At 62.1% G+C, this 20147-nt stretch carries 26 protein-coding genes; 23 read left to right on the plus strand and 3 right to left on the minus strand.

What is annotated here, in order from left to right; translation table 11 throughout:
• The first annotated feature begins 38 nt into the window (after positions 1–38).
• Both CN673_RS02975 and CN673_RS02980 read left to right on the plus strand, forming a co-directional pair.
• The gene (locus tag CN673_RS02975) at positions 39–617 is read left to right on the plus strand and encodes a hypothetical protein (protein WP_099864715.1); all 579 of its coding nucleotides are present in this window, start codon (positions 39–41) and stop codon (positions 615–617) included.
• 110 nt (positions 618–727) lie between these two features.
• Positions 728–1705 (plus strand): PAS domain S-box protein, encoded by a 978-nt coding sequence (locus CN673_RS02980; protein ID WP_245409749.1) that lies wholly within the window; start codon positions 728–730, stop codon positions 1703–1705.
• A gap of 3 nt (positions 1706–1708) precedes the next feature.
• On the opposite strand, the gene CN673_RS02985 is transcribed toward CN673_RS02980, so the two are convergent.
• Both CN673_RS02985 and CN673_RS20800 read right to left on the minus strand, forming a co-directional pair.
• Entirely contained in the window at positions 1709–1987 is a 279-nt protein-coding gene (locus CN673_RS02985; RefSeq protein ID WP_099864717.1) for a YrhK family protein, read from the minus strand.
• A 270-nt stretch (positions 1988–2257) separates the two neighbouring features.
• Positions 2258–2398, minus strand: a complete 141-nt coding sequence (locus CN673_RS20800) for a hypothetical protein (RefSeq protein WP_157928772.1) — start codon at positions 2396–2398, stop codon at positions 2258–2260.
• Between the two features lie 799 nt (positions 2399–3197).
• Between CN673_RS20800 and CN673_RS02995 the strand changes: the two genes are divergently transcribed.
• The 14 genes from CN673_RS02995 to CN673_RS03060 are packed head-to-tail and all read left to right on the plus strand — an operon-like array spanning position 3198 to position 13603.
• Positions 3198–3839 (plus strand): hypothetical protein, encoded by a 642-nt coding sequence (locus tag CN673_RS02995; RefSeq protein WP_099864719.1) that lies wholly within the window; start codon positions 3198–3200, stop codon positions 3837–3839.
• A complete protein-coding gene (locus CN673_RS03000) occupies positions 3836–5791 on the plus strand; it encodes a phage terminase large subunit family protein (protein WP_099864720.1) in 1956 nt (651 codons plus the stop codon). Before CN673_RS02995 ends, CN673_RS03000 begins: the two co-directional genes overlap by 4 nt.
• Positions 5788–7407: a phage portal protein gene (locus CN673_RS03005; protein WP_099864721.1), complete on the plus strand. Its 1620-nt coding sequence runs from the start codon at positions 5788–5790 to the stop codon at positions 7405–7407. The genes CN673_RS03000 and CN673_RS03005 overlap by 4 nt, the downstream gene beginning before the upstream one ends.
• A complete protein-coding gene (locus CN673_RS03010) occupies positions 7404–7667 on the plus strand; it encodes a gpW family head-tail joining protein (RefSeq protein WP_099864722.1) in 264 nt (87 codons plus the stop codon). Before CN673_RS03005 ends, CN673_RS03010 begins: the two co-directional genes overlap by 4 nt.
• 13 nt (positions 7668–7680) lie before the next feature.
• Positions 7681–8742, plus strand: a complete 1062-nt coding sequence (locus CN673_RS03015) for a head maturation protease, ClpP-related (RefSeq protein ID WP_099864723.1) — start codon at positions 7681–7683, stop codon at positions 8740–8742.
• 15 nt (positions 8743–8757) lie between these two features.
• Positions 8758–9132 carry a head decoration protein gene (locus CN673_RS03020; RefSeq protein ID WP_245409750.1) on the plus strand — a complete coding sequence of 125 codons (375 nt, stop codon included), beginning with the start codon at positions 8758–8760 and terminating at the stop codon, positions 9130–9132.
• Between the two features lie 13 nt (positions 9133–9145).
• Positions 9146–10174, plus strand: a complete 1029-nt coding sequence (locus CN673_RS03025) for a major capsid protein (protein ID WP_099864724.1) — start codon at positions 9146–9148, stop codon at positions 10172–10174.
• 9 nt (positions 10175–10183) lie between these two features.
• On the plus strand, positions 10184–10375 hold the full coding sequence (locus CN673_RS03030; RefSeq protein ID WP_157928773.1) for a hypothetical protein: 192 nt from the start codon (positions 10184–10186) through the stop codon (positions 10373–10375).
• 2 nt (positions 10376–10377) lie between these two features.
• Positions 10378–10752 carry a hypothetical protein gene (locus tag CN673_RS03035; protein ID WP_099864726.1) on the plus strand — a complete coding sequence of 125 codons (375 nt, stop codon included), beginning with the start codon at positions 10378–10380 and terminating at the stop codon, positions 10750–10752.
• Positions 10752–11564, plus strand: a complete 813-nt coding sequence (locus tag CN673_RS03040) for a hypothetical protein (protein WP_099864727.1) — start codon at positions 10752–10754, stop codon at positions 11562–11564. Before CN673_RS03035 ends, CN673_RS03040 begins: the two co-directional genes overlap by 1 nt.
• Positions 11564–12082 carry a baseplate assembly protein gene (locus tag CN673_RS03045; RefSeq protein ID WP_099864728.1) on the plus strand — a complete coding sequence of 173 codons (519 nt, stop codon included), beginning with the start codon at positions 11564–11566 and terminating at the stop codon, positions 12080–12082. Before CN673_RS03040 ends, CN673_RS03045 begins: the two co-directional genes overlap by 1 nt.
• A gap of 11 nt (positions 12083–12093) precedes the next feature.
• Positions 12094–12291, plus strand: a complete 198-nt coding sequence (locus CN673_RS03050) for a hypothetical protein (RefSeq protein WP_157928774.1) — start codon at positions 12094–12096, stop codon at positions 12289–12291.
• Positions 12292–12293: 2 nt separating this feature from the next.
• Positions 12294–12686 (plus strand): GPW/gp25 family protein, encoded by a 393-nt coding sequence (locus tag CN673_RS03055; RefSeq protein WP_099864730.1) that lies wholly within the window; start codon positions 12294–12296, stop codon positions 12684–12686.
• The gene (locus CN673_RS03060; RefSeq protein ID WP_099864731.1) at positions 12683–13603 is read left to right on the plus strand and encodes a baseplate J/gp47 family protein; all 921 of its coding nucleotides are present in this window, start codon (positions 12683–12685) and stop codon (positions 13601–13603) included. The genes CN673_RS03055 and CN673_RS03060 overlap by 4 nt, the downstream gene beginning before the upstream one ends.
• On the opposite strand, the gene CN673_RS03065 is transcribed toward CN673_RS03060, so the two are convergent.
• Positions 13575–13859, minus strand: a complete 285-nt coding sequence (locus CN673_RS03065; protein ID WP_157928775.1) for a hypothetical protein — start codon at positions 13857–13859, stop codon at positions 13575–13577. The two genes, CN673_RS03060 and CN673_RS03065, sit on opposite strands and share 29 nt — an antisense overlap.
• A 56-nt stretch (positions 13860–13915) precedes the next feature.
• Here CN673_RS03065 and CN673_RS03070 point away from each other — a divergent pair, with 56 nt between their 5' ends.
• Genes CN673_RS03070 through CN673_RS03100 form a run of 7 tightly spaced genes read left to right on the plus strand, consistent with a single transcriptional unit; the run spans position 13916 to position 19711 of the window.
• On the plus strand, positions 13916–14545 hold the full coding sequence (locus CN673_RS03070) for a phage tail protein I (protein ID WP_099864733.1): 630 nt from the start codon (positions 13916–13918) through the stop codon (positions 14543–14545).
• The gene (locus CN673_RS03075) at positions 14542–16833 is read left to right on the plus strand and encodes a hypothetical protein (protein WP_099864734.1); all 2292 of its coding nucleotides are present in this window, start codon (positions 14542–14544) and stop codon (positions 16831–16833) included. Before CN673_RS03070 ends, CN673_RS03075 begins: the two co-directional genes overlap by 4 nt.
• Positions 16834–16844: 11 nt before the next feature.
• Positions 16845–17021, plus strand: coding sequence for a hypothetical protein (locus CN673_RS03080; RefSeq protein WP_157928776.1), 177 nt, complete (start codon positions 16845–16847; stop codon positions 17019–17021).
• Positions 16993–17418 carry a hypothetical protein gene (locus tag CN673_RS03085; protein ID WP_157928777.1) on the plus strand — a complete coding sequence of 142 codons (426 nt, stop codon included), beginning with the start codon at positions 16993–16995 and terminating at the stop codon, positions 17416–17418. The genes CN673_RS03080 and CN673_RS03085 overlap by 29 nt, the downstream gene beginning before the upstream one ends.
• A gap of 10 nt (positions 17419–17428) precedes the next feature.
• Positions 17429–17758, plus strand: a complete 330-nt coding sequence (locus tag CN673_RS03090; protein WP_099864737.1) for a hypothetical protein — start codon at positions 17429–17431, stop codon at positions 17756–17758.
• A 3-nt stretch (positions 17759–17761) separates the two neighbouring features.
• Positions 17762–19087, plus strand: coding sequence for a tail fiber protein (locus CN673_RS03095; protein ID WP_099864738.1), 1326 nt, complete (start codon positions 17762–17764; stop codon positions 19085–19087).
• Positions 19088–19711, plus strand: a complete 624-nt coding sequence (locus CN673_RS03100) for a DUF4376 domain-containing protein (protein ID WP_099864739.1) — start codon at positions 19088–19090, stop codon at positions 19709–19711. It begins immediately after the preceding gene.
• Positions 19712–20147 lie beyond the last annotated feature (436 nt).

The raw sequence follows: 20147 nt of genomic DNA on the forward strand, positions 1-20147 counted from the left end.
CGTCAAATGCCCCGCATCTGTGTCAAGGTGAGATCGCCATGGATCTGAAGATCAGCTGGGCCGATATTGACGGTCTGCGCCGGTTCGACAATGCGCTGAAGGCGCTTGGCGACAAAAAGATGCGGCAGGTCGCGAACCGCGCCGTCAACCGGGCCGGCGATCAGGCGCGCACGCAGGTGCGGCGCGAGCTGGCGAGACAGACCGGGCTGCCGCGCAAGGTGATCGTAAAGGCGGTGAAGGTGTCGCGCTCGAGCTGGCAGACGCTGGACTACCGGATGACGACGCGCGGTGGTGACATCGGGCTCAAATATTTCAAGGCGCGCGAGACCCGCAAGGGCGTTTCCGCCGCGCCGTTTGGCAAGCGGCAGGTGTTTGCCGGCACGTTCATCAAGGGCGGCAAATTCCCCGGCCGCGTGCCGATCGGCATGGGCGGACAGGTGTTCAAGCGTGTTGGAGACGGGCGCTTCCCGATCGAGAAGCAGACGTCCGGCGTTATCATCCCGGCTGAGATGGTAAAGGGCGCGACGGTCGATGCCTTCCGCTCGACCGCCTCGCGCGTGCTGGTCGAGCGCATCGAGCATGAGATCAGTCGGGCGACAAAAGGTGCAATCAGTTAATCCGCGTGTTGAAACGAACATAGGATAATGGTTTTGTACCGTGTCCCCTGCTACGAGGCGGCATGGTAGAGTCAAAAATGCCCTCAACGCATTCTTTCGCGAGCGCTAGCATGCTTGCCGCTATCGTGGAATCTTCGTCCGATGGCATCATCAGCAAGGATTTGAACAGCGTCATCACAACTTGGAACGCAGCGGCCGAGCGCATCTTCGGCTATGCGGCCGAGGAAGCGATCGGAAAGCGCATTCAAATGCTGATGCCGATGGCTCACCAAGCTGAAGAAGACGACATCATCGCCCGCATTCGAGCGGGTGAGTGGATCGGAAGTTTCGACACGGTGCGCCTCCGCAAGGATGGCACGCCCATCTTCGTTTCGTTGACAATCTCGCCGATCAAAGATGCGCTGGGCTCAATCGTCGGGGCATCGAAGATCGTCCGAGACATCAGCGCGACCAAGGAGAGCGAGCGCCGGGTGCGCGAGCTTATGCGAGAAGTCAATCATCGCGTCAAGAACCAGTTCGCCGTGATCCTGTCGATGATTCAGGCGACGGGCCGTCATGCTGCCAATGCCGCTCAGTTCGAGAACAGCGTGCGCAACCGGATCATGGCGCTGGCTAGATCGCATGATCTTCTCGTTGACGCGAACTGGAGCGGGACCGAACTGTCGCAGCTTGTATTGGCTCATATGCGGCCTTTTGGGGCCGATGAGCGCATCGAGACGAAAGGACCGAACATCGTCCTGTCATCAAACGCGGTCCAGTATCTCGGCATGGCCTTGCACGAACTAGGCACCAATGCCGCCAAGTACGGCGCATTTGCTCATCGCGGAACGGTGACGATCGCCTGGTCGATCCAAAGCGCCGAGTGCGGAGAACAAAGGCTGCGCTTTGCATGGCGTGAAACCAGCAGATCAACGTCGGATGAAATCCCGCCTGACGGCGGTCGTAGATCCGGCGGTATGGGTTCGATCGTGCTGGAGCGTATCGCGCCGCAGGCTTTGAATGGGACGGCACAGATAGTCCGCACTCCCGGCAGTCTGAGCTGGGAACTCGACGCGCCCATGAAGGCTGTCCTTCCGCGCCTCGACTGACCCTCAGCGGAGACGGTCGGCCAGCGTGTCGATCTCGCCAAGCTGGTAATAACGCAGCTCACGGGCAAGGCGGATTGTCGGCTTCAGCGCAAAGCATATCGAGCCAATCACGAAGCACCAGGTAGCGGCAGTTTGCGTGCTTTCGGAGAAGAACAGCACGCTGCCGATGAGAAACGTGAAAGCGGCCATGAAGTCGACGGCCGTGTACCAGAGCTCGTAGAGCGCGTAGATGCGCTTGTGTTCTTCGGATTTTTCGCGGTTGCCCGGTCGGAAAAGCTTCATGCTCGTCCTCCTTGCGCTTCTGAATTTGAGGTTTTGCCTCAAACGCGACCGCGGCTGACGTGTTCCACCGCAGAGTGCCGACGCGCTCCCGGCTGCTGCGGGAGCGCTTAGAGAAACTGATCAGCGGAGCAACCTGCGGTGTAATCGGTTAGGCTGCTGCTCAACTACCAGGCGACATAGCCGAGCATGATAGTCGCCAACAGAAGAGCGACGATGACCAGCGCGATCGCTGCGATCCAGTGCGTTGGTTTCTCCCTTAGATGCTCCATATCAGTTCTGTTCAGTAAGCGTTGATGACGGACCATTCAGCGCGTTGTCGCCGAAATAGTACCAGGCGGCACCGAACAGCACGGCAGCGGCAACCAGCGCGATGAGCCAGTTGCGCATTCCTTGGTCTTGCAGGCGGTACATAGCAAATACTCCATGTTGCGGGGCGTCTGGGCTCAGGTGAGCCATGCAAGCGTGAGAGGAACGACGTATTCGAAGAGCAGGTGGGTCGAGAGCTGATCGATGCGATCTCGACGGCACGATAGAGCGGCTTCATGTGAGCCTCCGTCGGTCTACTGCGCATTCCTGCGCCTTAACCCGATGGGATGCGTTGATCTCGATCAGTCGCTCAGCGGTGGACTTTCATGAATGGGGGCGGCCCATCAGGGCCGATGAAGCGGCCGGATTCGACACGCCAAACACCGCCTTCCGTTGGTCCATAGAGATAGCCAAGTTCGGAAACCCAGTATCTTCCGCTATTGCGGGGGCCGAACACATAATTGCCCGAGATGAAAAACGTGGCATCGTCGGTCGGCCCTCGGATATATCCGTCTTCGATCCAGTATCCATCCGGCATTGGGACGCTCCAGTTCTGGTAAGAGTGAGCCTCCACGGATTGGAAGCTTACGCTTGTTTGCGATGACAGTCCGATTTTTCTTTGCCACTTTTGGAAATAGTTGCACGCGATGGTGGGTGAAGGGTCGTGATGGCCGTAGCCTGGCAGCCCCCCGTTTAGGGACCGTACCTTCGCCAAGCCAGCCACGGTGCGGAGAGCGCCCGGGATTTGGCTAGTCTGAGCCGTTTTTGAAAGCCTTAACTGGCTTAACTCGGCCGCTTAACTGGGCGGCAAGCTGTTAAACTTGGCGGTCCGACCAGCCGCTATCCTCGAAATTGGAGATCTGATCAGGGCAGGGCCGGCGGGCTTGCCCGGTCCATCATTGTCATGCAGCAACCTGGAACGCTGACCAAGGCGGAGTTTGCCGCGCACATCAACGTGTCGAAGGCGCGCGTCAGCCAACTGGTGAAGGACGGCGTCATTGGGCCCGATTGTCTGGCAGGCGAGGGGCGGTCGGCCCGTGTCATCGTTGCCAGGGCCGTCCAAGAGATCCGCCGCAAGCGCGATGTCGGGCAGTCGGTCGGCAACGGACTCACGACGCGGCTCGATGAAGCGCCGGTCCAGACCGACGCCTTTGTCGCCGAGCCCATTCCGACGCGTGAGGTTCAGCCGCGCCTCGACACGGTGGAAGACCAGATCAAGCGCGAGAAGCTCGCGCACCAGCGGATGGTCAACCGCCGGGCGGCCGAGGAAGAGGAAACCCGCCGCGGTTCGCTGATGCCAACCGATGCTGCTCGGGTCGAGATGACCCAGATCGCCGCGACCATGATGCAGATCTTCGAAGGCGCGTTGCCGGAATTTGCGACGGCGATCGCCGGCAAGTTCGAGCTGCCGCAGCGCGACGTTCTGCATGAGCTCAAGCAAGTCTATCGCGATGTCCGCAAGGCTGCAGAGGCGCGCGAACGGCGCCGCGCCGCCAGTCTTTCGGCCACGGAAGAGGTCGAGATCGAGGAGAAGAACGCGGCATGAATGCGATCGTGGTGTCGATCGCCAATGCCGAGCGCGTCGCCGCCGAGGTGATCGCCGATGTGTTCACGCCGCCGCCGGCTGTCGACTATCTCGACTGGGCCGAACGCAACATCGTTTTTTCGGAGCGCGAGAGCCCGTTTCCTGGGCCCTATAACCGCACGCTGTTTCCGTATTTTGACGAGATCCTGCGCGCGCTGTCACCGGCCGATCCATGCCGCATCGTCACGCTGAAGAAGTCGGCACAGCTCGGCGGTACCGTGCTCGCCAACATCTTCACCGGCGGGTCCATGGATATGGCGCCGAGCGATTTTCTCTATGTCCATCCGACGGAGAACAACGCGCAGCGCTGGTCGAAGATGAAACTCTCGCCAATGCTGAAAGGCACGGCGGCGCTGTCGAAGATCTTCCCGATGAAGGCGCGCGACGGCCTCGATTCGGTTCTCTACAAGGAGCGCATCGACGGGCGCGGCGCGATCCTCATCTCGGGCGCCAACTCGCCATCGTCGCTGTCGCAGGTGTCGATCGAACGGCAGGTCCAGGACGACCTGTCGAAATGGGAAATGAACTCGGCGGGCGATCCGGAGACACAGGCCGACAGCCGGTCGCGCTCGCGCGAGTTCGCCAAGATATTCAAGATCTCGACACCGCTGGTCGAACCGGGCTGCCGGATCACGGCGAGCTACAACAAGGGCAGTCAGGAACGGCTTTACGTTCCTTGTCCGCAGTGCGGGCATTTCCAGGTCCTGGAGTGGGAGAACTTCCTCGCCAATCTCGACGAGGCCCATCCCGAGCGATCGCACTTCACCTGCGATGATCCGGATTGCGGCGGGTTGATTGAAGAGCATCACATTCCGAAGATCGCCCAGCATGCGGAATGGCGCGCGGACAATCCGGAAGCGAAACGTCATCACCGCTCCTTCGATCTCTGGTCTGCCTATTCGCTGCTTCAGTCCTTCGAGCGGATCGCACGGGAATGGCTGAATGCGCGGGGCGACCCGGCGTCCGAACAGACGTTCTTCAACGACACGGTCGGGCGGGCGTATCGCACGCTTGGCGAGGCTCCGCCCTGGGAGGACCTTCGCGACCGGTCGAGCCAGTCGCCATACAGCCACGGGGAAATCCCGTCTGGCTACCCGATCGTCACCTGCGGCGTCGATTGCCAGGGCGACCGGGTCGAGTGGCAGGTGGTCGCCTGGACGCGCAATTTCCGCCGCGCCATCATCGAATACGGCGTGTTTTCCGGCCACGTATCGAGCGAGGAATGCCAAGCCTCGCTCGACGGGCTGCTGAAACAGACCTGGCGCAACGCCTATGGCCGCAAGATTGGTCTCGATCTGCTGGCGATCGACGGCAATGCCTATACCGAAGACGTCTGGGACTGGTCGAAAAAGCATCCCGCGTCGGACGTCATCATGGTGCGCGGCGTGCCGGCCGAAGGCGCACCGCTGATTGCCCGTGTGAAGAAGGAGCGCAACCGACGCGGCAAGATCGTTTCCTATTCGCGCCGCTTCTACAACTTCGCGACATCGGTCCTGAAAATGGGCCTCTATCGCAATCTGCTGCATGACGATCCGGAAAAGCGCGGATTCGTCGCCCTGCCTCGCGGGCTGGAAGACGAGTTCTACCGGCAGCTGACGGCGGAAAGCCGCAAGGCGGTGCGCAACAAGAAGGGCTTCGTCGAATATCAGTGGGTGAAGGACCCGAGCCAGGCGAACGAAGGCCTCGACACGCATCTGCAGGCCGAGGCCGCGGCGATCAAGTTCGGTGTGCGCTCCATGCCGGATGCTCTTTGGGATCGCTATGAGGCCGAGCGGGAATGCCCGCCCGAGGAAGAGCAGGGTGACCTCGAGGACCTCTTGAACCGTCCGGCAACGGCGGACTCCCAAGGCCCTACGCCAACGGCCCCAATTTCGAAGCGGCGCGAGCGCGTCAACAAGTGGAAAAAGCGATGAAACTGATGGACCGGCTTCTCGGACGGGAGGCCACGCAGACGCCTGCCGCCCGGTCCAGCCGGCCTGAGGCGCGCTATCTGCGTGACACGCGCTCGGGGATCATCTCGACCCGGATGGCGCCTCTCAATGAGAGCCGTGACGAGATCAGTCGTGCGTGGCGCCGATCGGCGGGCATTGCGCTCGACCTCATCCAGAACTCTGGACGGCTGAGGGGCGCCGTCGACCAGGTGCTCGCCGACACAGTTGGCATCGAACTGGTGCTCAACCCGCAGCCGGACCTTGCGGGCCTCGGCTATAGCAGGGAAGAGACGACCGCGCTGACGCGTCTCATCAAGGCGCGCTGGCAACGCTATGCCTGGAACCCTGCCGAGTGCGACATGCGGGGCAAGTTTACTCTGCCGCAGCTCGTCGATATCGGTCTGCGCTGGCACATCGCTTATGGCGAAGTCACCGGCATGCTCGATTACATGGGGCTGGCGACCCGCCAGCGCTACGGCATTGCCAGCGGCACGAAGCTTTGCCTCATACCGCCGCACCGGCTGGTGCAGGACACCAACGAGATCGAAGGTCTCTTCCAGGGCGTCTACCACGACGAGAACGGCCGCCCGGTCGGCTATCTCTTCGAGGAGCGCGATACCGGTTTCACGCGCAAGGTCTCGCATCCGGCGCGCGACGGGGAGGGCCGTCCGGTCGTGTTTCATGTCTTCGATCCGAGCGATGCGACCGACGTGCGCGGTATCTCGGTCATGGCGGCAGCGTTTCGCAAGCATATCCAACACGAGCAGCTCGACGATGCGACATTGCAGACGGCTATCCTGCAGACGATCTTTGCCGCCGTTCTCACCAGCGACAAGCCCTCGGTCGATGCCTTCGAGGCGCTGGAGGTGCTGAAGGAAAACAAGGCCGCCGGCATCGAGGACTATGTCAGCGAGTTTGTCAGCTACCTTCAGGGAAACCTCGAAAAGGCAGCGGAATCGTCGATCACCATTTCTGGCGATCCGCAAATCTCGCATCTCGCGCCGGGCGAAGACCTCGACATCAAATCGGCCGGGACGCCGGGCGCGCAGTATCTGCCGTTCTCTGCGGCGCTCTCGCGCGACATGGCGCGCGCCATCGGCATCACCTTTGGCGGTCTGACGATGAACCACGAAAATGCGACCTATTCGTCCGTCCGGATGGAGACCTCGTCGATCTGGCCGGTCGTGCTGCGCCGCCGGGAGCGCATCGCCGCACCGATCTGCCAGGCTGTCTATGAAAGCTGGCTCGATGAGGAAATCGGCGAAGGCCGTATCCCGTTCAAGGGCGGCTATCGCGCGTTTCGCGCCAATCGGGACCGTGTCTGCTGGGCCCAGTGGCAGGGACCGGCCAAGCCAACCGCCGACGATTTGAAGAGCGCGAAAGCGACCTCGGAACGGCTGGACAACGGGACGAGCTCGATCGCTGTCGAATGCGGGGATCTCGGCATCGACCCCGACGAGCTTTTCGAACAGCGCCAGCGCGAGCATCAGCGCTATGTCGATGCCGGGATGCGCTCGCCCTATGAGCGTGCCGCGCGCGGTGATGGCGGCAACGAGATCGAAGACGAGCCCCGGCGGCAGCGGGAGAGCGCGGCGTGATCGAAAGCACGGTGCAGATCGGCGTCGATCTCGTCGACATCGCCAAACCCTGCGAGGTCGTTCTCGCGCTCAAAAAGATGCAGATGCGGCTTGCTACCGGCGGCGTGCGCGAGACCGTGCGCCTCGATGGTGAGGAAGTCACCTATGCGCGGGCCAATGACGTCCGCCTGACCCGTCTGATCGAACTTTATGAGGGCCAGTGTGCCCGCGAAAGCGGAAAGCGCCGACAGCGCTTTGCCAGGTCCATCCGCTTTATCTGAAAGGCGATCCATCATGTCCGTTCTGATCGATGGCGAGCTCGTGCTTTACGGGTTCGTCGGCGACGATTTCTGGGGCGAAGGCTTCAATGCGCTGGATGTCGTCGAGGCGCTGGCGACCCTTGGCCGCTCCACCGATGTCACCGTGCGCATCAATTCCGGCGGCGGCTACACCGACGACGGGGTTGCGATCTTCAATGCGCTGACCGCCCACAAAGGCAAGGTCACCATCATCGTCGACGCGATCGCCGCCTCGGCCGCTTCGATCATCGTCATGGCGGGCGATGAGCGGATTATGCGCGAGGGCGCCATGCTGATGATCCACGATCCGGCCATGGTCACCTTTGGCGATGCCGCCGATCACCAGAAATCGAAGGACCAGCTCGACAGGACGGCGGATCTGATGGCGGCAATCTACGCCGACGTCACCGGCGAGGACGTCGAAACGATCCGCCGCGACATGGTGGAGGAGATCTGGCTCACCGGTCAGGAAGCGCTCGACCGCGGCTTCGTCACCGAGATTGCTGAGGCCTGCGCCCGTGCAACGGCCGCATTCGATTTCCGTGCCTACGCCCATGCACCCGAGCGCCTCGTCGCGCTCGCGAAAAAGAAGAACTGGTCACTCGACACGGGCGACCAGTGTCCTGCGGCATCCGCCGCCCCAACCCGTCGCGCAAAGGAGATTTCCATGACGGACCGTGAGAAGGCGGACGACAAGACCGCCGAGACCCTGGCGAAAGCGAAAGCCGATGCTGCCACCGAGGCCAAGACCCGCATCAAGGCCATCATGGCCTGCGACGAAGCCAAGGGCCGGGAAGGTCTTGCCGAGCACTTCGCCTACGACACCGAGATGACCGCCGAGGCAGCCGTCGCGGCGCTTGCCAAGGCGCCGAAGGCCGCTGCCGGCGATCAGCCTGAGGGCAAAGCCGGCCCTGATGAGACCGCCGATCCCGTTGCTTACGAGCAGCAGCGGCTGCGCGCTGCCGGCCAGGCGCAGCCGGGCGGCGCCAAGCCAAAAGCGAAAACCGACACCGGTGTCCTCGCCGCTGCCGTCACCCGCACCAACAAGCGCCGCTGAACGGAGATCTGACCCATGCCAAACATCATGCACGAGGACGTCTTCCAGACGGCCCATTACATCGTCTCGGAGGCGCACGGCTATCGCTCGCGCGATGTCGGCGTCATCGCCGCTGGCGCCGGCAAGCTGCGCCCCGGCGCGGTCCTCGGCCGCGTTACCGCGAGCGGCAAATATGTGCCGTTCGATCCGGCTGGCGCCGATGGCAGCGAGACGGCCGCAGCGATCCTTTATGAGGGCTGCGACGCGACCGATGCAGACCAGCGCCGCACGCTGACGGTGCGCGCCACCGAAATCCATGCCGACGTTCTCGTCTTTGCGGACGGCGTCGACGACACCGGCAAAAGCGCGGCGCTTGCCGACCTCGCCGCATCCGAAATCGTGGCACGATAGGGGGCCGACCACCATGGCAATCGTCACAGATATCTTTGAGCAAAACGGTTGGGGCATGATCGAATTCCACGAGGATGTCGTGGAGCGGATCGATCACAAGCCCCAGCTCCTCGGATCGCTCGGCCTCTTCGAGCCGATCTATTCGCGCTCGCGCACCATCGCGATCGCCGACCGGGACCGGGCGCTGACCCTCATCCCGACATCGCCGAACGGCGCGCCGCCGCAGGAGCTGATCCCGTCCGGCGCCCGTGTGCGCAAGTTCGACGCGGTCCGCCTTGCCAAGGGCTCGACGGTCTATGCCATTGAGATGGCCGGCGTCCTGGCGCTTCCCTTCGAGATGCAGACCAAGGAAGTCAGCCAGGAAGTCTCCGATCGCTCGGGCGAGATCATGGACGATCTCGAACTGACCTGGGAGCACATGCGCTTCGGCGCGATCCAGGGCCGGGTCCTCGATGCCGACGGTCAGACCGTCATCATCGACTGGTACCAGGAATGGGGCATCGGCGAGCCGGCGGAGGTCAATTTCCAGCTAAACGTCGAAACGACCGATGTGCGCAAGAAATGCCGCGACCTGAAGCGCGCCATGCAGCGCGCGGCGAAAGGCGTCTGGACGCCCTCGACGCGGGTCGCGGGGCTCGTCGGCGACACCTTCTTCGACCTCCTCGTCAACCATCCGCAAATCAAGGAGACGAAGCTCGGCACGGAGCGTGCGGCGACGCTGGAAAACATCGAGGGCTATTCGGCGATCGAGATCGAGGGGATCACCTTCATCAATTATCGCGGAACGGATGACGATTCGACGCTGGCGATCGACACCAACAAGGCGCGCTTCTTCCCGATCGGCGCGCGCGGTGCCTTCAAGGTCGGCTGGGCTCCGGCATCGGAGTTCAAGCCCTATGTCAACCAGCGCGGCCGTGAGTATTACGGCATGATCCTGGAGGACAAGTCGGGGCGCGACGAATGGGACCGGGTGGAGATCTACAGCTATCCGCTGTTCATCTGCACGCGTCCCGAAATGCTTCGCCGCGGGAGGGCCCTCTAAGTGGCGACCATGGCAACGGCAACCCGGGCGGGCTTCGTCAATGGCCGCTTCGTGCGCCCCGGTGATCCGATCGGCGTGGAACAGAAACCGCTCTCGGCGATGACGAAAGCCGAGCTCATCGCAGAAGCGGAACGCCTCGGCGTTGCAATCGAGAGCTCGGCGACCAAGGCGGAGATCCTTCAGGCCCTGGAAGCGGCCTGAAGATGGCGCGCTATCACGGCCTTCGCGACGACATCGCGGAGGCCATCGACGAGGAATTCGGCGAGCTGGTGAAGATCTGGCCGAAGAAGGACGGCGTCACCGATCCCGAGCGCGCCAATCTCACCATCATCGCTGTTGTGCGAACGCGGCCAGAGCAGCGCAACAATCTTGCAGGCGGGCGAACGCGCAACTGGAACGCATCTGTTTCGGCCGGCACAACGGAACTGCGCATTGCCATCGGCCGCTATCCGGAGATCCGTCTGCGGCGCGGCGACATCGTGGAGGCGGTCGAGCGTGAAGGCGGACCGCTCTTCGAGGTCCTGTCCGTCCAGGATCGCTCGCATGTCCGCCTGATTGCCGAACTCGGAGAAGTCTGATGAGCCTTGCCCGTATTGCGCTGCGCCTTGCCGTCGTCGAAGCCCTGAAAGGGCGGACGCTCGTCGGCGCGCATGTCCTCGACAGTCAGATCGGCGCGCTCGAGGCCGATGGCGACGGCAATGTGCGGACGGACCAGGAACAACCCTTTATCGCGGTTTACACCGACGCAGCGACCGTCTCGTCCGACATCGAACTGCGTTCCCTTGGTGGAAATGGGACGACCGAACTGGTCATCGAAGCGGGCATTACCGTTGCCATGACGATCCGCGATCCCGAAACGAAGGATCTTGTTGTCCATCAGGGTATTCCAGCTGCCGACGACGCGCTGGAGTTTCATCTCGACATGGTGATGCGGCAGGTCGCGGATGTTCTGTCTGATCCGGACAACGAATGGGCCGAAATCGCGCGGAGCCTCACATACCGTTACCGAAAGGTCGAGCGGCTTCGGACCAGCTCCGATCAGGGCAGTGTGCGTCTTGCGGGACATCAGCTGCGGATCACCCTCGATCTTATCGATGACCCGATCACAGGCGCGGCTCTCGAGGCCGCCACGCCAATGGCCCGACTGCTTGACCGTCTCGACGAAAGTGGCAGTTCGGTGCTGGTCGCCAAGGCGGCGCTGATGCGGGCGCAGGTCGGCGGCACCGACCCCGACTGGAAAATCCTGCAGCGCCGTCACGGCATGACGGCCGGCGAGCTCCGGGCGCTGGGGCGCGGCCCGGTCGAGGGCGACACGGAGCGAAAGACGCCGGAGTTCACGACTGGCGCCTTTGACATCGAGGGCACGGGCTCGGGCGAGGTCACGAAGTGATGTTCGCCGAGATCATCAATCTCAAGTCCGATCTGGAACACCTCAAGTCCGCCTTCGGCAATGCGCTGCGTGTCGGCGCTGTCGAGGTAGTCGACCCGGTGAAAGGCTATCGCTTGAGGATCGGTAAGGATCGCGACGGTCAGCCATTCCTTTCTCCCTGGTTGCCGCACCCGGAGAGCGGCAAGACGAGCGTGCCCTTGAAGACGGGGCAGATCGTCGGCCTGGTCAATCCGACCGGCGACATGCGCCAGGGGCTGATCTTTCGCGGCGGCTATTCCGGCGAACACCAGAGCCCGAATGACGACATGGCCGCCAACGTCTTCGAGGACGCCGGTGTGCGCATCACGGTCGCAGATGGTGCCCTGGTCATCACGGCCGGCGGCGTCAGTGTCACGGTCAATGCGTCGGGTCTGTTTGTGAATGGCGGCCGTGTCGACCATGACGGCCGCAACATTGGCAGCAATCACACCCATGGCGGTGTCTTCCCTGGCGGGGCCGAGACCGGCCCGCCTTCCTGAAGGAGAACATGATGAGCAAGACCACTTATGTCGCCCGTCCCGGTGTGGACTGGGTCAACGGCCAGCGCGTGCCGAAGAACCGTGAGATCGTATTGACGGCTGCCGAGGCGAAGTTCGACCTGGCACAGGGGCGCATCCACCCGAAAGCCGATGCCAAACCAGCGGCTTCGTCCAAGGCCAAAGCCGATAAGCCGGAATCGAAGGACTGACTGTGGCCGATATCGACCGGCGGACGGGCGCTGTCATCGACAATTATGCCTCGGCGCTGCAGTCGGTCGAGATCATCCTGACGACGCGGCTCGGCGAGATGATCCTCCTGCGCGAATTCGGCGCCGGCGTGATCGAACTCCTCGGCCGTCTGCTGGCCGCCAAGACGATCGCCGCCTTCACGCTGCTCGTCGCCGCGGCGATCGACCTCTGGGAGCCGCGCTTCCGGGTGCGCCGTGTCGAGCTGACCGGATCGGTCGACGAGTTACGGGCAGGACGGGCCGGTCTTGCCATCGAGGTTGACTGGCGCCCGCGCGCCCATCTCGGTGATCCGAGTGTCGAAAGCGTCGAGACCTTCGGCTGGAACCGGGGCAGCATTCAAAGGATTGCCGCATGAGTTATTCGCCGACGGCGATTGACCTGTCGCGCGTTTCTGCGCCCGATGCGATTGAGTTGCTCGATGTCGGGTCGCTCAAGGCCGCTTTCCTCGATCGCTTCATCGCGTTCTGGAACGAGGCGCGGCTTGCCGATCCCTCACTTCCGGCCTTTACTGTCGCCAGCCTCGAAGCGCATCCGACAGCGACATTCGGTCGTGTGTTCGCCTATCTGCGCCTCCTTGATCGCGCGCGCGTCAATGATGCGGTCTCAGCGATGCTGGCGCCGCTCGCCCGCGGCAGCGATCTCGACCATGTCGTCGCCCGGCAGAATGTGCAGCGGTTGGTCGTGGTACCGGAAACGGCGACCAGCCCGGCAGTTATGGAGACGGATGCGGCGCTCCTCAGGCGCTATCTGCTCTCCTTCGACGGGCGTTCCGCTGGATCGCGGGACCGGTATCTCTATGAGGCCTGGACGGCCTGGCCGGAGATGCTCCATGCAAAGGTCAACGGACACGCAGTGCATGGCCGGCGCGGCGATGTCGACCTCGTCATCATCGGGCAGAGTGGAGACCTGGCACCGGCAGATAAAAAGGCCGCTGTGCGCGCTGCTGTCTCAGTGCCGAATGTCGTGCCTGAGGCAACGTCGATCGCCGTTCGGGACGCGGAGCGGATCGAGTATGCCGTCTCGCTCGTCATAGAGATCCCGCACGGGCCGGATAGCGTGCTGATCCGGCAGGAAACGATCGATCGCATCCGCAAGGCGGGTGACGCCCGCATGGTCATCGGCGGCGAAATCGCGCCAGGCTACATCGTCGGTGCGGCCTATGGCGCCAACATCATCAAGGTGCGGGACATGGCCCCGGTCGTAATCGAGCCTGACCCCTATGCGGTGCCGGTGCTGACCGACATCATTGTGACAGTGGAGGTTCGTGCTTAGCCGACGCGTCCCGCGTGATGAGTTGTGTGTAGTCGAGCGCTTCGGCAACGGCTTCCAGAAGCAGCGTCTCATAGCGGTCTGAACCACGATCAAGCGTCACGGGATTCGTTGGCATCCTGTGTGCCTGCCGGCGGAGCAGTTCCGCGAAGTCCAGTTGTTCGACTGAACCCTTGGTCTCAAGCTCATGGATCAGGAGCGCGAACAGCATTCCGATCCCGTTGATCATCTCGCTTCTGAACTGGGTGACCTCACTCATTGCATTTGCACTTTCGCCGACTCCGATTTCACCCAAATTCGATCAAGCTTTAGACGATGAACCTTTCGGAACTGCTGCCGCAAAACGCACAATCTTATGAGAAGGCGCTCGCCTTCGCAGCGACCGATACGCTGCCGGTGCCGCTGGCCGAGATCCTCGACCCGGACACCTGCCCGGTCGAATGGCTGCCGTTTCTGGCGGCACATGAGAGCGTCGATCTCTGGTACGAGGACTGGCCCGTCGAGCGTAAGCGGCAGATGATCCGGGACAGCCTGATGCTCTCGTCGATCCGCGGCACACGCGCGGCGGCCGAACCCTATCTCGCCTATGTCGATGCGGAGCTTGTCGACCGGATCAGCCATCCGACACGCTTCGTCATCGGCTGGACACCGATCCGCGACCAGATGCGGGTGCATCATCCGCATCACACGGCGCACTTCCTGGTGAAGACCTCGCCGATCGTTGCGCCAGATCACTTCATCATCGGACGCTCGCCGGTCGACCAGCCGATCACTGTGCGCGACGTCGACACCACACCGCTGACGCGTGCCCGCACGGCGCTCGCCAAATCCAAGAGCCCCGAGACCTTCTACTCCGTCGATTTCGGCTGGCAGCGGCCGATCACTTTCGATGAGGCGAGCTTCGGCGGGCGCTTCGACATTTATACGAACAGGACACGACTATGAGCGAACGCGTCGATTGGACCAACGCGGAAGTTGCCGACCGGCTGGACTGGACGCGCCAGGGCGTCTTTGCCCAGGAAGCGACGGACCGGCTGGTCAATGGCGCGATCTCCTATCCAGCGCACTGGGCGCGCTTCCTGGTCGCCAAGAAAGCCGCCTTCACGGTGACGGTCGCGCCCGGCGAATATTACGAGCAGGACGTCGTCTACACCTTGCTGACGCCCACCGACATGGATCTCGGCGCGCTCCGCCCGACGGTCAACGGCGTCGTCCAGTGGGTGGCGCTCCTCATCGGCGGCATCGAAGAGGTGATCGAGGAGAGCCGGGCGATCCAGACGCAGGAAGTCGAGACCGGTGTCTTGGTTCAGCGCCAGACACCGAAGATCATCCGGCGGGCCGTTTCGATCGCGCCACTCGCCGCCAAGATCTTCGGGCAAAAGCCTGATGTTCCGGCCGGTGCCTGTTGCATTGCCCTCGTGCCGATGACGACGGCCGGCGTCGAAGCCGATGCGATCGAGCCCTATGACGGGCACCGTGTCGTGCCGCTGGCCGAGGTCGCGGCGCGGCTTGCCATTCTTGAAGAGCGTGTCGATCGCCTTCGCCGTGACACCGACTCCATCGCAACCGACGTCTCGGCGATCGGCCAGCGGCTCGATGCGCTTCCGCCGCCTGATCTCTTCCAGATGTTCGGTCGTGACATCGCCCGGCAGAACCGGCAGGCCGGCGTCGATCCGCTGGCCGGCAACTATGTCTTCGATTGCGGCCTCGTCGATGATTTCTGGGATTTCGATCATCCGGAGAGCTATGCGCGCCGCGACCATGGCCTGCGCTTTCCCTTTGCTGCTGTCTCAGATAGCCAACTGCGCCTTTCCGAACCGGACAATGACAAGATCGTTGTAACGCCCGGCGGCTCACTGCTGCCGGCCTATGAGGAAGTGGTGCGGATCGAAACGCCGGTCGGTTCTGGCCGCGAGCGTGTCGCCAACGTCGTCCACTCTGTTACCACGGCGACGAAGCACTATCGCAGCCATGAGCGCACCACCTATGGCCCGGTGGAGATGGTCTGCGAGAACAGCCTCCACTGGAACGAGGCTGCTCTCCGGGACCGGGAGTATGGCGAGGTCTTCAAGGTGGCCGGCCAAGAGTACCGCATTCAGGGTCAGTCCGATATTCCGTGGAATGCGACGGAAACCGCGCAGCGCGGCCATCTCGGCTTTGATGTCCAACAGGTCAACAAGGTTCGCTGGACATCGAGCTACACGCGCTATCACACCGAAGAGTTCGGGCTGAACAATGCGGCCTATGCCCAGACCTTCCGCTCGTCGCAGATCTTCATGGCAACGGGTATCGATCTTTATCTCACCGCTGTCGACACCGGCGAGGAGTTCACCATCGCGCTCGGCAAGACGCGGCCGGACGGCTCACCGGCGACCGAAGCGATCATCGAGACCGGCACGGTCGATGGCGCCGATCTCTCGCTTGGCTGGCAGACCGTTTCCTTCGAGCCGGCGCTGATCGAACAGCATCCGGTCGCCTGGACGCTGGCAACGCCGGGCAACAACGAGATCGCCAAGTCGGACGACAACGCCTTCTCGCTCGGCACCAGCTTCAAGATCACCGATGGTGTGTATGCGCAAGGCTTTGCGACTGTCGACTACAGCTTCCGGGTGAGGGGCGCCCGTTTCCACCAGGCACGTACCTTTATCGACTTCGGGCCTTACGAGCTGCAGGGCGGCATTGCTGGGATCGATCTCGTCTATCAAGGCCTTTTGCCATCGGGCACAGATCGCGTCTGGGCAATCAAGCCGCTTGGCGCAACAGAGTGGATTCCGTTCGACGATCGGCCGGATAGCCCGCTTGCCAATCTGCCGGCCTCCGTTCGCCTCGGATGCTGGTTCGTCGGCACGCGTGATGTGCAGCCCTGCCTGCAGCTCGACGAGGGTGCGCGGGTGCGCTGCTTCCGGCTTGCCAACACGATGGCCTTCGTCAGCAAGGAGATCGACTTCGGCTTTGCAACGCCGCGTCTTTCTGCCGTTGGCCATGTCGACGATTTCGATCCGGTGCGTGGGACACCGAGTCTTGCGATCATCCTGCCGAACGGCACGACCGTCGCGCCGGACACCTTCACCATCGAGCCCGATGCCGAGCGGCCGAGACGGTCCGTCGTCAAGGCGACCTGGGAAGAGTCTATCCCCGCGCCGATCGCCTCCTGCCGCCTCAAGGTCGGCGGCACCAAGCAATCCGCGCTTGACGGCTGGTTCTGGCAGGACATTGGCCTCAACGCCTTTTGATGGAGAACACCATGACAATTGACGAAATCGAGGCCGGCGCACGCTACCGGGTGACATTGGCCAAGCCGGTCCGTGACGGGACGATCGTCCACCGCCCACGCCAGATGATCGAGATGAGCGCTCTGAAGCTGACCGCGATCATCGAACAGGAGGGCGCCGATGTCATTGCCACTGCCGAACGAGTCTGACGCCTGGCAGGTCCAGGGCGGCGAGAACGGGCATGAGTTCACCTCGGCGCTCTGGAACCATGTGCTCGGACAGATCAAGGCGCGCCTCGAGGCGCTGCAACTCGACTACACCAATGCCGAGGAACTCGCCAACAACGGCATCGAGCAGGTTCAGGCGACGATCCTTGCCGCCACATCCGGACCGCTTCAGCAGCTGATCGATGACATTGCCGAAGCGCAGGGCCAGCTCGATCAGATCCTGACGCAGGGCGTTCCCGCCGCGAATGTGCAGGAGAGCGCGGAACGCGTGTTCGTCTCGGCGGAGCAGCGTGAGGCGATTGGGGCGAATGCGCAGGCACTGATAAGCGCCAAACGATCCATTCGCGCTCGGGCCTTCTTTCTAGCCTCGACCATGTAAGGGGGCCACCATGGCTATCGAAGAAATCCTAGAACAAGGCACGGCCACCACGGTGAAGTCAGTGGCCTATACGGCTCCGGTCGGCGGCGCCCGCATCTCGCTGTGCCAGCTTGCGAACTCAACAGCCGCCTCCGAAGAGCCGCGTGGTTCCGTCTTCCTCAAGAAGTCGGGCGGCACGTCGAAATATCTCATTCGCCAGCGCATCATCCCGCTCAATGACGCCATCACCCCGGCAGGCGGCGGCATCACCCTTCGGGAAGGCGATCAGATCGAAGTGCAGGCATCGGAGAACGATGCCATCGACTACACGATCTGCGGACATTCAGGGCAGGAGGACTAAACCATGGCGTTCCGCAAGCCGGGTTCTGCGATTGGCCAGCTGAGCCAAGCTGTCTCGCCTGCGGGTGGCGGGGGAGGCGTGGGTGTCGGCGCCATACAGATGGTAGAAACTCCCATGCCGCCTTCGGACGACTGGTTGCTGGCAGACGGCTCCGTCCATGCGATTGGCGACTACCCCGCACTCGCTAAGGCTATTGGAGCCATACCTAACCAAGACTTTCTGAGAACCGTAGAACCTTTCGGGTACGCTGTAGGCCTTACGACGGCCACGGGCCTGCCTATACCGGGAAACTGCGTACGTACTCAGGCCGGCACGTTGATTTGGGCCGCCTATGGGGACAAAATTTGGCGTTCAACCAACAACGGCGAGACTTGGCATCACCGATGGGCCTCTTATCAGGCAGGAAACACGGCGAGCACCTATACGACCCCGCACACAGTTGGCACCTACCGCGACATGATCTGGGCCATAGGCAGGTACGAGTCTGCATCGCTTGACGAGGGCAATTCTTGGCAAAACATAGGAAGTGCTGGGGGAGCGCAGGGCCAGATATACGGTGCGGGCGACTATCTGTTTACCACCTCCGATTTTCTGGATGACAGGCGAGTGCGGGCACGACTTTATAGTGCCGCGCTTGGAAGCAGCTGGTCCATCCTAAATAGCCCTGTCCCCTCCAAGCATGAGTTGATCCTGGCCTGCGAGTTTGCCGGGTTCATCTGGCTTGTATTTGCGAACTCCAGTAACCCTGTCTGGCGCATGCCGGTGGGCGGGGACGCTATCAGTGGATGGATTTATCCGGACCACAATGTGCGAGTTCATCCAGACTTTTATGGGGGTTACCCGTTAGGTGCTGCCGTGTTCAAGGGACGGCTGGTGATTGCACTGGCTAACGGCATATGGTCCACCGCAGACGGCGTGAACTGGGAAAAAGCGACCCTGAGAATGCCCGACTTTGATGGCCAGCTATACCCCGTCTACGAGATTGCTACTGCGCTGAACCGTATGATGAACGCGGGAGACCGGTTGATCGTTGAGTATTCCGGAAACAGCGGGTACTCAACGAACCCCTATCACGTGCGCTTCATGAGCGCTGATGGCATCAATTGGCATTACTACGCCACCAAAACACCATCAATGTCCTACCTGCCTGTCGTGCGCAACGGACCAATTTACGAAGACGACGGCAGTTCATGGTACCCGAACACAGCCAACGTATACCTTGGCCTTGGTAAACAGGTTGCGGGCAGAAGTTATGACCCAGAGACACACTTTGCGCTACCGGATCACCGCGTGAGTGCGGGTATATTCAGCTACATCAAGGCCAAATGAATGACTGAAACACTCTACTCCCACCACGGCGGCAAGCCCGACGAGATTCCGAACGCCATTCGCATGCCGGATGGCTTCGTCCGCACGAACCGCGACACATTCACGCCCGAAGAAATTGCGGACGCGGGCTATGTCGAGGCATCTTCTGCACCCGACTACGACCCCGCAGCCCAGCACCCGCCCTTTTGGCAGGATGGGGAGTGGGCCGTGAACGACAAGACGACAGCAGAACTCGAGGCCGAGGAGCAAGCGGCACACGCCGGCGAGCGGGCTTCCCGCACCGAGGGCGTCAATCGGGAGCATGCCCGTCGCATTCTCGAAGGACGGTCCTTCGATGTTCCCGGCTACGGCCCTGTCGCGCCTGACGGGTCGGCTGCCACGCAGATCGTGCTACTCGCCCAGAAAGATACCGCCCGTGACTTGATCGCGGCAGGCGTCACCGATCCGATCCTGATGCTGACCGACAATGCCAACGTCGACCACTACCTGACGCCGGAACAGATGTCCTTTCTGGTGGACGAGGGCAAGAAGTGGATGCAGGCCATGCATGCCGCCAAACGCCAGTTGAAGACGATGGAAGACATCCCGGCCGACTACGCCAGCAACGAGTCCTACTGGCCTTGATCTACGTAAGTCCCTTGTTACGACAAGCTATCGGGAGCTTCATTCAACAGAAACGTTGGCTCGCACGGTCCATGATCAAGGACGATCCTCCCCGTCCGATCATGGACCGACCCGGCCAAAGCTGTCGCATGCCGGGGCAGCTTCAGCTTACCATTGGCAGGGCGGTTCGCCACCCGTCATTTTCATCACATCGATGCATCGTCGGGGACGTTCCTATTCTTCTGGTCGGTCAAAGGTGGAGGCTGCCTGGAAGGGCGCTCATTATCCTCGTGCAGTAGGCGGTAAGACAGGGCTCCGATAACAAGCACGATTGCGACGATAAGGATGAATTGCGCATCGCGTCGCACGAGACGCCCCCGCCTAGGCCAGTGCCACCAGCAATCCGATCAGGATCACGATGACGATGGCGATATAGAGCCCGTAAGCGGTCAATATC

The sequence above is a fragment of the Neopararhizobium haloflavum genome (genome assembly GCF_002750855.1).
GTDB lineage: Bacteria > Pseudomonadota > Alphaproteobacteria > Rhizobiales > Rhizobiaceae > Georhizobium > Georhizobium haloflavum.